The sequence below is a fragment of the Albimonas donghaensis genome (genome assembly GCF_900106695.1).
Taxonomy (GTDB): domain Bacteria; phylum Pseudomonadota; class Alphaproteobacteria; order Rhodobacterales; family Rhodobacteraceae; genus Albimonas; species Albimonas donghaensis.
Window position 1 is genome coordinate 96,467 of record NZ_FNMZ01000004.1, and the last position, 11,723, is coordinate 108,189.

The 11,723-nt window shown below is 73.0% G+C and carries 11 protein-coding genes; 5 read left to right on the forward strand and 6 right to left on the reverse strand.

Features of this window, described 5'->3' with window-relative positions; all coding sequences use genetic code 11:
• Positions 1-128 precede the first annotated feature (128 nt).
• The gene (locus BLV24_RS12585; protein ID WP_092682275.1) at positions 129-1,706 is read right to left on the reverse strand and encodes a tetratricopeptide repeat-containing protein; all 1,578 of its coding nucleotides are present in this window, start codon (positions 1,704-1,706) and stop codon (positions 129-131) included.
• Positions 1,707-1,794: 88 nt separating this feature from the next.
• Positions 1,795-2,850, reverse strand: coding sequence for a GTP 3',8-cyclase MoaA (gene moaA, locus BLV24_RS12590; protein WP_092682277.1), 1,056 nt, complete (start codon positions 2,848-2,850; stop codon positions 1,795-1,797).
• A gap of 283 nt (positions 2,851-3,133) precedes the next feature.
• Here moaA and BLV24_RS22555 point away from each other — a divergent pair, with 283 nt between their 5' ends.
• A complete protein-coding gene (locus tag BLV24_RS22555; protein ID WP_176954731.1) occupies positions 3,134-3,889 on the forward strand; it encodes a helix-turn-helix transcriptional regulator in 756 nt (251 codons plus the stop codon).
• A gap of 216 nt (positions 3,890-4,105) precedes the next feature.
• The gene (locus tag BLV24_RS12600; protein WP_092682281.1) at positions 4,106-4,657 is read left to right on the forward strand and encodes a hypothetical protein; all 552 of its coding nucleotides are present in this window, start codon (positions 4,106-4,108) and stop codon (positions 4,655-4,657) included.
• Between the two features lie 90 nt (positions 4,658-4,747).
• Here BLV24_RS12600 and BLV24_RS12605 read toward each other — a convergent pair whose 3' ends face one another.
• On the reverse strand, positions 4,748-5,674 hold the full coding sequence (locus BLV24_RS12605) for an LOG family protein (RefSeq protein WP_092682283.1): 927 nt from the start codon (positions 5,672-5,674) through the stop codon (positions 4,748-4,750).
• 425 nt (positions 5,675-6,099) lie between these two features.
• On the opposite strand from BLV24_RS12605, the gene dapD reads away from it, so the two are divergent.
• From dapD to dapE, 3 genes are all read left to right on the forward strand, one after another.
• The gene (dapD, locus tag BLV24_RS12610) at positions 6,100-6,951 is read left to right on the forward strand and encodes a 2,3,4,5-tetrahydropyridine-2,6-dicarboxylate N-succinyltransferase (RefSeq protein ID WP_092682285.1); all 852 of its coding nucleotides are present in this window, start codon (positions 6,100-6,102) and stop codon (positions 6,949-6,951) included.
• Between the two features lie 8 nt (positions 6,952-6,959).
• Entirely contained in the window at positions 6,960-7,331 is a 372-nt protein-coding gene (locus tag BLV24_RS12615; RefSeq protein ID WP_245710547.1) for a DUF8846 family protein, read from the forward strand.
• 535 nt (positions 7,332-7,866) lie between these two features.
• Positions 7,867-9,015: a succinyl-diaminopimelate desuccinylase gene (gene dapE, locus BLV24_RS12620; RefSeq protein ID WP_092682287.1), complete on the forward strand. Its 1,149-nt coding sequence runs from the start codon at positions 7,867-7,869 to the stop codon at positions 9,013-9,015.
• Between the two features lie 892 nt (positions 9,016-9,907).
• Here dapE and BLV24_RS12625 read toward each other — a convergent pair.
• From BLV24_RS12625 to BLV24_RS12635, 3 genes are all read right to left on the reverse strand, one after another.
• Complete coding sequence (locus BLV24_RS12625; RefSeq protein ID WP_092682289.1) at positions 9,908-10,426, reverse strand: CarD family transcriptional regulator; 519 nt, start codon at positions 10,424-10,426, stop codon at positions 9,908-9,910.
• A gap of 361 nt (positions 10,427-10,787) precedes the next feature.
• Complete coding sequence (fdxA, locus tag BLV24_RS12630; protein ID WP_092682291.1) at positions 10,788-11,126, reverse strand: ferredoxin FdxA; 339 nt, start codon at positions 11,124-11,126, stop codon at positions 10,788-10,790.
• Positions 11,127-11,293: 167 nt separating this feature from the next.
• A complete protein-coding gene (locus BLV24_RS12635; protein ID WP_092682875.1) occupies positions 11,294-11,704 on the reverse strand; it encodes an RNA-binding S4 domain-containing protein in 411 nt (136 codons plus the stop codon).
• Between the last annotated feature and the right edge of the window lie 19 nt (positions 11,705-11,723).

An 11,723-nucleotide genomic window follows, 5' to 3' on the forward strand; every position in this document is an offset into this window, starting at 1 on the left:
GTCGGGGCGAAAAGAAAAGCGGCGGAGAGGCCGCAGGGGGGCGGAAAAAGGGGGGTGATTTGCGTGCACGGGGCGTGCACCGCGCGTATGACAAGCGAAAGACTCGGGTATCGGGGGCGAGGGCCGGGTCAGGAGGCGGCGGCGGGAGGCGCGGCGGCGTCGTCCGGGAGCCAGCGGGCGCGGGCCTCGGCCAGGTCGCGATGCTCGAACGCCTCGGGCGCGAGCCTGCCGGCATAGAGCGCCTCCGCCGCCTCGAAGCGCCGCGCGGCCCCCTCCCGATCCCCTTCCGCCGCGGCCAGTTCGCCGAGCGGAAGCAGCACGCGGCCGATCCTGGGGTTTCCCTCGCCGAAGACGGCGCCGAGATCCTCCGGCAGCCCCGCCGCCGCCTCCCGCGCGCCCGTCACATCGCCGAGCCGCGCCCGCGCCGCGACCAGCAGGGCGCGGGTGGTGAGCGTGTGGGGATGCGACGCGCCCTTCACACGCTCCTCGTCCGGCAGCAGCGCGCGCCAGGCCGCCTCCGCCTCCGCCGCCCGGCCCTGGTCGAGCTGCGCCCGGGCGATGGAGGCGCGGGTGGTGAGCGTGTCGGGATGCGACGCGCCCTTCACACGCTCCAAGTCCGGCAGCAGCGCGCGCCAGGCCGCCTCCGCCTCCGCCGCCCGACCCTGATTGAGCAGCGCACGGGCGAGCTCGTGGCGGGTGGCGAGCGTCCCGGGATGCGACTCGCCCTGCGCACGCTCGTAGTCCGGCAGCAGCGCGCGCAAGGCCGCCTCCGCCTCCGCCGCTCGGCCCTGCGAGAGCGCGAGCGAACCTTGAACGCTTCTGAGACTCAGCGTGACGGCGGCGTCAGGTCCCTGGGTGCGTTTCGCGGCCTCCAGAGCCGGGTCGAGCACTTGTTCGGCGCGCATGTGGCGGCCCCCGAAAATCGCGCTTTCGATCATCCGGAACCGGACCCGGAGCCCGAACTCCCCGTCCGGGTTGCGGCCCGCGGCAGCGGCGGCTTCGAGCGCGCGTTCGGCGACCGCTTCGGCCAGCCGGTAGCGGCCGCGCTCGAAGAACTTCGCGGCGACGCGACGCAGAACGTCCGGGTCCTCCGGCGCGGCCTCGATCTCGCCCAGCAGGGCGTCGCGTTCGGCGCGCTCGGTCTTCGCGGCCTCGGTCTCGGGCGTTCGCGCCTCGGCGTCGAGAAGGGCGTCCACCGTCTTCAGCGACGCCTGGGCGTCGAGGTCGTGGGGATCGGCGGCGATGGCGCCCATGGCGTGGCGGCGGGCGGCGAGCAGGGCGGATTCGCCGTATTCGACCTGCGCCAGCCGCGCTTGCAGGAGAACGCCGTAGGCGTCCTTCAGGGCGGGGGCGTGCCAGTCGACATAGGTCTCGGCCTCCGCCTCGGCGGCGGAGAGGGAGGTCCTGCGCGCCGTCGCCAGCGTCTTGCGGAAGCGGTCCGGGTCGAGCTGGTCGAGCAGGTCGGCGTTGGCGTCGCGTTCCTTGCGCAGGCCCTCGATGATCCCGAGCTGCTTGTCCAACCGGGCCTTGAGGTCCCGTTCCGTGCCGACGAGCACGTCCACGCGTTTGTTGACGCGGCGCACGAACCATATGGCGACGCCGAAGACCGCGCCCAGAACCAGCGCGACGAAACCGATCTGCGCGACCGGCCCTTCGGTCTTGAAGTCGATCAATACGGCGATCAGAAAATCCGCGACGGCGTTCATGGCGCTCCCCCTCTATTGGGGAAAGCTGCCACAGCGCGCCGAGGCGATCGACAGGTTCGTCAACGCAGCCGCGGGGAAGCGGGCCGGATCACCCCCCCGTGACGCTCATGTGGCGGGTGACCTCGCCGCGGACCTCGCGTCTCGAATAGTCGAAGTCGTGGCCCTTGGGCTTGCGGGTGATGGCCGAGCGGATCGCCGCGCGCAGGGGGGCGTCGTCGGACGAGGCGCGCAGGACGTCGCGCAGGTCGGCGTCGTCGTCCTGGCCGAGGCACATGTAGAGCTGGCCGGTGCAGGTCAGGCGCACGCGGTTGCAGCTCTCGCAGAAATTATGGGTCAGCGGCGTGATGAAGCCGACGCGGCCGCCGGTCTCCTCCACCCGCATGTAGCGGGCGGGGCCGCCGGTGTTGAGCGGGATGTCGGTGAGGGTGAACTCCTTCGCCAGCTCCTCGCGCACCTCGGTCAGGGGGAGATACTGGTCGAGCCGGTCCTCCTCGCCCATGTCGCCCATAGGCATGACCTCGATGAAGGTGATGTCCATGCCGCGTTCGTGGCACCAGCGGGTCATCGAGCGGATCTCGTCGTCATTGACCCCGCGCAGGGCGACGGCGTTGATCTTGACGTGCAGCCCGGCCTCCTGCGCCGCGTCGATGCCGTCAAGCACCTGGGCGAAGCGGCCCCAGCGGGTGATGTCCTTGAACCGGCCCTCGTCCAGCGTATCCAGCGAGACGTTCACCCGGCGCACCCCGGCGTCGTGGAGCGGCCTGGCGAAGCGGCGCAGCTGGGTGGCGTTGGTGGTCAGGGTCAGCTCGTCCAGCGTGCCCGCCTCCAGCCGCCGGCCCATGGCGTTGAAGAAGGTCATGATGTCCCGGCGCACCAGGGGCTCGCCCCCGGTGATGCGCAGCTTGCGCACGCCGAGATCGACGAAGGCGCCGCACAGACGCTCCAGCTCCTCGAGGCTGAGGAGGTCCTTCTTGGGCAGGAACTGCATGTGCTCGGACATGCAGTAGACGCAGCGCAGGTCGCAGCGGTCGGTGACCGAAACGCGCAGATAGGTGATCGCCCGGGCGAAGGGGTCGACCAGCGGCGGCAAGGCGGCGGCGTCTGCGGCGCGGGTCTCGGCGGGGGTCTCGGCGGGGGAGGTCATCGCGATCCTTTTGCAGCGCGGGACCGGAGGGCGGGGGCCCGCGCATGTGTCCAGAAGCTAGGCGCTGCGCAGCGGTGCGGCAAGACCGGGGGCGCGGGACTTTGGCGCCGCCGCCGTGATGCGCAGGCGCGGGATGCGGAACCGCAGAGTGGAGCGATCGGCGTCAATCGCCGCGAAAACGGCGGACGAATTCCGGATCACGATCAATTTACCTGGCGTCCGTCACCCAAAAGCCGTGAGCGGGCATGGAAGCGCAACCCTGACGTGCTACCCTTGTCCGGTCATGGAGCACACGCCTTTCCGCGCCTTCGTGCTTGCGGTGGACGCCGCGCCCACCCCGGAGGCCGTATGGCTCGCGGCCCACGGGTTCGCGCGCGCCTCGGGCTATCCAAGGCTGCTGGTCACGGAACATCAAGAAGAGGCGGTCTTCGCGCCCCGCTTGTTGCTGTCGCAAGACGCGCCGCGCGACTTCGAGCGGTTCTTCGGCTCAGACCGCGACCCTTCGGTCGATCCGGTCGCCGCGCAGGCCCTGAAGGGGCCGGAGCCGTTCCGGCTGTTCGATCCCGCCTGGCGCGGCGCGTTCTCCCCGGAGGAAGCGCGCTTCATGGCCGTGGTGCGAAGCACGGTGCCCAACGACGCGGTCATGTTCGGCGTCTTCGGTCCCGAAGGGCGCCACGCGGTCTGCGCGCTGGGGTTCGATCCCAGGCGCCAGCGTCCTTCGCACGAGACGGCGCTCGCGATCCGGACGGCCTGCCAGATCGCGCATACCGCCGCCGCCCGCCTGCACGCCGCGCAACCGGCGCCGCGGCCTGCGCCGGCGGAACCGGCCGCGGCGCCCCGGCCGCTGCTCAGCGCCCGGGAGAACGAGGTGATCCACTGGGTGGCGCGGGGCAAGTCGAACTCGGTGATCGGCGACATCCTGGGATGTTCGGCGCACACGGTGGACACCCATCTGCGCCGGATCTTCGCCAAGCTCGAGGTCAGCGACCGCATCTCGGCGGCCGTGCGGGCGGTGACGCTGGGGCTCACCTCGCCCTGACAAGCGGCTGGCCGCCGCCCCCTGCGAGGCGGAGAAGGGCGTGACGCGGGGCCGGGCGCGCAGGCTCCCGCGTCACGCGATCACGGGACTCACCCACTAAAGCAATCATAGTTAATTAGCCCGCGCCCAAGCTGGACGTCCCGAAAGCGTGCAACTCCGGCCGGGCTCGCCTTGTGAAAAAACGTTATTGCACGCCCACGGAGTTGTTGCCCCCCGATGCGTAGAAGCCCCTGCCCCCCGCCCGGCGCCGACGAGGCGCCCCCCGAGCCCCTTCGCGACGCCGCCGACGGATCCCAACCGCTGCGCCTTCTGCAGGAATGGCGGGCGCTCGACATGTCGCTCCAGTCCATGCGCGCCAGCGCGGCCCGCAGTCTCGCGGCGGAGGCGGAACTGGAGGACATGCTGAGGACGCTGGAATCGGCGCAGCGGCAACTGGCCCGCGACATGGCCGAGGCGCCGGCGGCGAATGACGACGACCTGCTGGCCAAGCTGCTGTTGTGGGAGACGATCACCCGCGCCGAGGCGGAGGACGACGACGAGGCGGCGATGCCGGAGGATGATCCGAGGATCGGGCTGGTCCTGTCCGTCGCCGCCAGCCTGCGCCGGCGGCGCGCGATGGGCGCGGGGAACGGAAGCGCCGCGGGCGACGCCCAGGGCGGAGCGACGGAACCGGCGCCCGCGTCTCGGGAAAGCCTGAACGGCGCGATCCGCCTCCCCGCCTCCGCGCCCCGCGCGGGGGAAGAGCGTCAGCCCTGCCGCGACCGCTGATCCTCCGCGCCTCCTCCGCCGCCCCCCCTTCCGGCCCCGCCGGCGTCCCCGGGCGGGCGGCGAGGCCGGAACGAAAGGGGGGGGAGCGCCTCAGCCCTCGATCAGGGCCGCGGCGGCGTCGGCGTCCTCGAAGGTCGGGCGCAGGGCCTCGAACGCCTCCTCGGCGGTTTCGACGAAGCGGAACAGCTCCAGGTCGGCCTCCGAGATCGTGCCGGATTCGGCCAGCGCCTCGAAATTGATGATCGAGCGCCAGAAGGACTCGCCGAACAGCAGCACCGGCGCCGGCGCCATGCGGCGGGTCTGGATCAGGGTCAGCGCCTCGAACAGTTCGTCCAGCGTGCCGAAACCGCCGGGGAAGGCCACGATCGCCTCCGCCCGCATCAGGAAATGCATCTTCCGGATCGCGAAATAGTGGAAGTTGAAGCTGAGCTCCGGCGTCACATAGGCGTTGGGCGCGCTTTCATGGGGCAGCACGATGCCCAGCCCGATGGAGCGGCCGCCGGCCTCCAGCGCGCCGAGGTTGCCGGCCTCCATCACGCCGGGGCCGCCGCCGGTGACGATGACATGGCGCCGGCCGCCGGCGGCGATCGAGGCCTCGGTGCACAGGGCGGCGAAGCGGCGGGCCTCCTCGTAATATTTCGCGAGCCCCGCCAGCGTCGGCGTGCGCGCATCACCGGCCTGGTCGGGCGACGGGATGCGGGCGCCGCCGAAGAAGACGACCGTTGAATCCACCCCGGCCTCGGTCATCAGCAGCTCGGCCTTGAGCAGTTCGAGCTGCAGGCGCACCGGGCGCAGATCCTCGCGCTTCAGGAAATCCTGATCGCGGAAGGAGAGCTGGTAGGCGGGCGATTCGGTCTGCGGCGTGCGCGGCTGGCGCTCGGCCGAGGCGATGTCCTCCTGGGCGGAGCGGAAGACGGAATGGCGCTCCTCGGCCTTGGCGCGCTCGACCGCGGGGTCGAGGGGGCGGCCGGCGGCGAGGGGGGCGGCGGACCGGGGGAAGGCGGGCGTGTCGGACATGGCCGTGGGACTTTCGCGATACGAAGAGCGCGGCCGGGGCCGGCGCAGGGCGCGCGCGGGGGCCGGGATGCGGCCGGCGCGCGGAAACGGACGGGGCCCCGCCGGCCGCTTCGGGGCGGCGTCGGGGCGGCGATGGGGCGGCGATGGGCCGGGGCGAAACAGCTCGCCCGTGAGCGGACCTCGCGCGCGGGAGCGATTGCGCGCGGCGCCCGCCCCCTCTATAGCCTGCGCCGGAACCCGATGCGATGGGATGCGGCGGCCGGCCTGCGGTCTCGCTTCCCCGAACCGAAGCGCGCCCCGACCCGCGCCCCGAACCACGCGTCGCTTCGCCCGCCGCCCCAGGCGCGGGCCGGCGCCGACGACCATACGCCTTCGCGACAGTCCATCACGACAGTCCATCACGACCGACCAGCCGGAGACCCGCCATGACCGACGCCCACGCCGCGCTCGAAACCGCCATCGAAGCCGCCTGGGAGGCGCGGGACGGCGTCACCTCGGCCACCAGGGGCGAGACCCGCGACGCGGTCGAGGCGGCGCTGGAGCTGCTGGATTCCGGCAAGGGCCGGGTCGCCGAGCGCGGCGCGGACGGGACCTGGGTGGTGAACCAGTGGCTCAAGAAGGCGGTGCTGCTGTCCTTCCGCCTGACCGACATGGCGCCGATCCCCGGCGGACCGGGCAAGTCCGACTGGTGGGACAAGGTGCCCTCCAAGTGGGACGGCTGGGACGCGGCCAAGTGGAAGGAGGCCGGGTTCCGGGCGGTTCCGGGCTCGATCGCGCGGCGCTCGGCCTATATCGCGCCCGGCGCGGTGCTGATGCCCTCCTTCGTCAATCTCGGGGCCTATGTGGACGCGGGCACGATGGTCGACGCCTGGGCCACCGTCGGCTCCTGCGCGCAGATCGGCAAGGACGTGCACCTGTCGGGCGGCGTCGGCATCGGCGGCGTGCTGGAGCCGATGCAGGCCAACCCGACGATCATCGAGGACAACTGCTTCATCGGCGCGCGCTCCGAGGTGGTCGAGGGCGTGATCGTGCGCGAGGGCTCGGTGCTGGGCATGGGCGTGTTCCTGGGCCAGTCCACCAAGATCATCGACCGCAACACCGGCGAGATCTTCATGGGCGAGGTGCCGCCCTATTCGGTGGTGATCTCGGGCTCGCTGCCCGGCAAGCCGCTGCCCTCGGGCGAGCCGGGGCCGAGCCTCTATTGCGCGGTGATCGTGAAGCGGGTGGATGCGGGGACGCGCTCCAAGACCTCGATCAACGACCTGCTGCGGGACTGAGGCGGGACATGAGCGACGACGCCCCCAGACGCCCGAAGACGGCCAAGGTTCCCAAGCCCGAGCGCGCGCCGCGTCCCCAGCAGGTGTTCACCCTGCTGGTGGAGGTGGGGCGCGCGGCCGAGGACGGGTTGCCCGAGGGCGCCACGGGGGCGGCGCTGATGTGCTACGCGACCGGGGTGGATGAGGCCGAGGCGGTGCGCGAGACGGTGGCGGTGCTCAAGACCGCCGACCTGAACCCGCTGGAGGTCACCGGCTGGGGCACGTTGCAGGAGCGGGTCGAGGCCGGTGAGGACATCGGCCCGGAGGACCGCGCCCTGATGGACCGCGCCCGCGCCGACAACGCCGTGATCGTGGCGCAGGTCCAGCCCTTCTTCGACTGAAGGCGCCTGCGGGGCGGCCGAGCGGGGCGGCGGTTCATCGCCGGCGGGTCCGCCCTTTCCCGCCGGGTGGGGAGCCGCGCGACGACCCGGACAAGGGCCGCGCCGTTGCGCCCGCGCGGCGCGTCGCCCGGTCGAGGGCGGAGGCGTCCCCTGCCCCCGGCCTTGCGCCCCCCCCCCAAAAGCCGCAGCGAGACAAGACCCGAGCGAGAGTCGGGGCGGGTCAGGGCTCGCGCCGCGACGGGCGCGGCCGGCCTGGCCTGGCCTGGCCTTGACGCGCCCCGACTCTCGCGCACGCCTGGCCAGAGCCCGCTGCGGGCCGTCTCAGGGAAACGCGCGCCTCCCCGACGCCGCCGCGACGCCATTCGGTCGCGCGCCGCCTCGCCGCCCGCGCCCGGGGCCGCCGGCGCCCCGCCCGCCGCGCCGCGCGGGCGCCCCCCGCCCCACCCGCGCCGCGGCCGACGCGCGGCTCCCCCGCTTGCCAGCTGCGCGCCGGCGCCCCACCCTCCCCTCCGCCTTCCAAGGAGACCCGAAGCCGATGTCCGCAGAACTCGACCCGCTCGATCCCGTCGCCCTCACCTCCGCCCTGGTCCGCTGCGCCTCGGTCACGCCCGAGGAGGGCGGCGCCCTGGTCCTGCTGCAGGGCCTGCTGGAGGCCGAAGGCTTCCGCTGCACGCGGGTCGACCGGAACGGGATCGCCAACCTTTACGCCCGCTTCGGGGAGCAGGGCCCGGCGCTGGGCTTCAACGGGCATACCGACGTGGTGCCGACCGGCGACGTTTCAGCCTGGACCCGCCCGCCCTTCTCCGGCGAGATCGCGGAGGGAAAGGTCTGGGGCCGCGGGGCCTGCGACATGAAATCGGGCGTGGCCGCCTGGGTCTCGGCCGCCATCGCGGCGGCGCGGGGCGGGGTGCGCGGCTCGCTGGTCCTGATGATCACCGGGGACGAGGAAGGCGACGCCCGGGACGGCACCGTGGCGCTGCTCGACTGGATGGACGCGCAGGGCGAGCGCGTGGACCATTGCGTGGTGGGCGAGCCGACCTCGCGCCAGGGATTCGGCGACATGGTGAAGATCGGGCGGCGCGGCTCGCTCAACGCCCGCATCATCGCGCGCGGGCGGCAGGGGCACTCGGCCTATCCGCACATGGCGCTGAACCCGCTGCCGGCGCTCGCCGGGCTGTGCGCGCGGCTGGCGGCGCATGAGCTGGACGCGGGAACCGACCATTTCCAGGCCTCGACCCTGGCGCTGACCTCGATCGACACGGGCAACATGGCGACGAACGTGATCCCGGCCGAGGCCTCCGCCCGGCTCAACATCCGCTTCAACGACGCCCATGACGGGGCCGGGCTGGTCGCCTGGCTGGAGGCGGAGGCGGCGAAGGCGGCGGAGGAGAGCGGCGTCGGCTTCGAGCTGCGCGCGCGGGTGAGCGGGGAGAGCTTCCTGACGCCGCCCGGTCGGCTGTCGGACCTGCTCTCGGCCGCGATCGAGGCGGAGACGGGGGCGGCGCCGGAGCTGTCGACCTCCGGCGGCACTTCGGACGCGCGCTTCGTGAAGGCGCATTGCCCGGTGGCGGAGTTCGGGCTGACCGGGCTGACCATGCACCAGACCGATGAATACGCGCCGGTGGACGAGATCGAGCGGCTGCGCGCGGTCTATGCGCGGGTGATCGCGGCCTATTTCGCCTGAGGCGGGCGGGCTTTCGCCCCCCGCTGCGAGCGGGGCGCCGGATGGCGGCGAGGGAGCCGCGCGTCGACCCGCGCGACGGCGGCGCCGGCGCGCCCGCGCGGCGCGGATCCCGGGATGCGGGTGAAGAGGTTCGGGGCGGCGCGGCGTCGCCCCCCCGCTCATCCGGACGAGCTCGGGGGCGGGCGCCTTTCGCCGGAGGCCGCCGGGCGCCTGGGCCTGACGGCCGCGCGGGCGGAACCGGGACACCGGCGGAGCGGCGGTCGCGCGGCTTCCCTGCGCGGGGACCGGCGACAGGCGTATCCAAGGGTTTCGGGCGACAAAGCATGGCAGGCCGCAAAACAGGCGAACGCCGCCAACCGCGCCAGATCCCGACAGCCCCGACAGCGCCGCCGCGGGCCTTGCCGCCGCTGGCCCCCGCCATTCGGCTGTCGGCGGAGTGGAAACCCGCGCGGGCGCTGGTGTCCGGCCGCGCCGCGGCGAAGCAGCCGACGCCGCGGACTTTCGCGGGCTGCGCCTGGGGCGGCTGACGAATGCGCCCCAGATCGGCGGCCCCTTTGGCGGCGATGACGTCGCGCCTCGGGCAGCGGCCGGGCCGGGACGCGCGCCCCGGCGCAAGAGGCGAAGGGCTGGGGCGGCCCCGCCCCCTTCTATCGCCTCCCCGGCCTTCCGACGCATCGGAGCGCGGCGGCGGGACGGGAGACGGCGCAACCGGAGATCACGTCTCCGGGCCGCGCGGGCGCCCGGGCGCAACCGGCGCGAGGGGTGTCGCGCGGCTTCGCCCCCCCACTGCGCCTCCCGGTCGCCCCCCCCGCCGACGCCCCACGAAAAACCCCCGCGCCTTGCGGCGCGGGGGGGCGAATTCCGGGTCCGGCGCGCGGCCGGCGCGGGCCGGTCAGGCGGCGGCGCGGGAGATCAGCATCTGGCCGATTCGATCGGCGGCGTCGGTCTCCTCGATCCGCTCGACGGCGGCGAGCTCGCGGATCAGACGCTCAAGCGCGGCTTCGTAGAGCTGACGCTCCGAGTAGGACTGCTCGGGCTGATCCTCGGCGCGGTGCAGGTCGCGGACCACCTCGGCGATGGAGATCAGGTCGCCGGAGTTGATCTTCTGCTCGTATTCCTGCGCCCGGCGGGACCACATGGCGCGCTTCACGCGGGCGCGGCCCTTCAGGGTCTTGAGCGCCGCATCCACGATGTCGGGCGAGCTGAGCGAGCGCATGCCGACGGAATTCGCCTTGGCGGTGGGCACCCGGAGGGTCATCTTGTCCTTGTCGAAGGAGATGACGAACAGCTCCATGTGAGTGCCGGCGACCTCCTGCTCCTCGATCCGAACGATCTGCCCGACGCCATGGGCGGGATAGACCACGAAATCATTGGGCCGGAAATCTGACTTCTTCGCGCCGGTCTTGGTCATGTGAGATCGCCATCCTTCTTGTGCAGGCGCCCAGGCGAACACGGCAGGCGCCAAGGCGACGAAAGCCCGCGCTCCGCTTGCCAGGAAGCGGCGCTTCGGGATGACTGTCGCTATGGAACCGGAACCGCTTGCGGCCTCTGCAGGAGGCCGGCGCGCGTGGGCTGCCCTTCATGTTGTGACAACAATATAGCACAACACGCCCCTGATTCCCAGAGGCGCCGCCCAACGCATGATCAACGGGCGCCCGCCATGCAGGCGCCGAAGCGAAACGCCGGCCTTCGCGCGGCGCCCCGCGAGGCGATGTCGCCCCGCCGTCTCCGCCCCACGCTCCCCGGCCGGACCGGAGACGCGGCGCGCAGGTTCAGTCGCCCTCGCCCGGCGCCTCGGAGAAATGGGTCTCCAGCTTGCCTTCCATGCCGTCGAACTTCTCCGCGTCCTCGGGATGGTCGCGACGGGTGGTGAGGTTGGGCCAGGCCTCCGAGAACTTGCGGTTGAACTCGACCCAGGTCTCCATGTCCGGCTCGGTATCCGGCTTGATGGCCTCGGCCGGGCACTCGGGCTCGCACACGCCGCAATCGATGCACTCGTCGGGATGAATGACGAGCATGTTCTCGCCCTCGTAGAAGCAATCCACGGGGCAGACCTCCACGCAATCCGTGTATTTGCAGCGGATGCAGTTGTCGGTCACGACATAGGTCATCGGCGGGGCTCTCCTGGGGCCAAGCTTGGGGCCGCGTATCGAGGCCGTTCTAGGGGCGGGAAACCGGAGGTGCAAGACACCGCGCCGCGACAATAGGGACGCGGTGGGCGTGGGCCGCGGAGGGACGCGCGCGGACAGCGGGCGGACGGCGGGCGGCGCGGGGCGGCTCAGTCGCCGGAGCCGTCGCCGCGGCCCCGGAGCCGGTCGAGCGCCCGGCGCTCGGCCCCGGTGGGGCGGCCGGCGCCGCGGTCGCGGGGGGCGGGAGGCGCGGTGGCGGGGTCCGGGGGCGGGGCGCGTTCGCCCGGCTCGGGCGGCGGGGCGAGGTCTTCGTAGAGCATCCGGGCTTCGGGCGCGGGGCCGCGGCGGGTTCCGGGGGCGAGGATCCGCACGACCCGCACATGGGGCCCGAGCGCGAAGGTCAGCACGTCGCCGGGGCGCACCGACTGGGCGGATTTGGCGGCGCGGGCGCCGTTGATCCGCACGCCGGTGTCGGAGACAAGCCTGGCCGCCACGCCGCGGGACTTGGCGAAGCGGGCGTGGAACAGCCATTTGTCGAGGCGAATCGCGGCGTCGCCCATGGAAACGGGCCCGGAGGCG

What these genes read in the sequence shown, in the direction of transcription:
- fdxA (WP_092682291.1), bottom strand. Translation starts at nt 11,126, where the DNA reads ATGACCTATGTCGTGACCGACAACTGCATCCGCTGCAAATACACGGAT.
- BLV24_RS12585 (WP_092682275.1), bottom strand. Translation starts at nt 1,706, where the DNA reads ATGAACGCCGTCGCGGATTTTCTGATCGCCGTATTGATCGACTTCAAG.
- BLV24_RS22555 (WP_176954731.1), top strand. Translation starts at nt 3,134, where the DNA reads ATGGAGCACACGCCTTTCCGCGCCTTCGTGCTTGCGGTGGACGCCGCG.
- BLV24_RS12605 (WP_092682283.1), bottom strand. Translation starts at nt 5,674, where the DNA reads ATGTCCGACACGCCCGCCTTCCCCCGGTCCGCCGCCCCCCTCGCCGCC.
- moaA (WP_092682277.1), bottom strand. Translation starts at nt 2,850, where the DNA reads ATGACCTCCCCCGCCGAGACCCCCGCCGAGACCCGCGCCGCAGACGCC.
- BLV24_RS12635 (WP_092682875.1), bottom strand. Translation starts at nt 11,704, where the DNA reads ATGGGCGACGCCGCGATTCGCCTCGACAAATGGCTGTTCCACGCCCGC.
- BLV24_RS12615 (WP_245710547.1), top strand. Translation starts at nt 6,960, where the DNA reads ATGAGCGACGACGCCCCCAGACGCCCGAAGACGGCCAAGGTTCCCAAG.
- dapD (WP_092682285.1), top strand. Translation starts at nt 6,100, where the DNA reads ATGACCGACGCCCACGCCGCGCTCGAAACCGCCATCGAAGCCGCCTGG.
- dapE (WP_092682287.1), top strand. Translation starts at nt 7,867, where the DNA reads ATGTCCGCAGAACTCGACCCGCTCGATCCCGTCGCCCTCACCTCCGCC.
- BLV24_RS12625 (WP_092682289.1), bottom strand. Translation starts at nt 10,426, where the DNA reads ATGACCAAGACCGGCGCGAAGAAGTCAGATTTCCGGCCCAATGATTTC.
- BLV24_RS12600 (WP_092682281.1), top strand. Translation starts at nt 4,106, where the DNA reads ATGCGTAGAAGCCCCTGCCCCCCGCCCGGCGCCGACGAGGCGCCCCCC.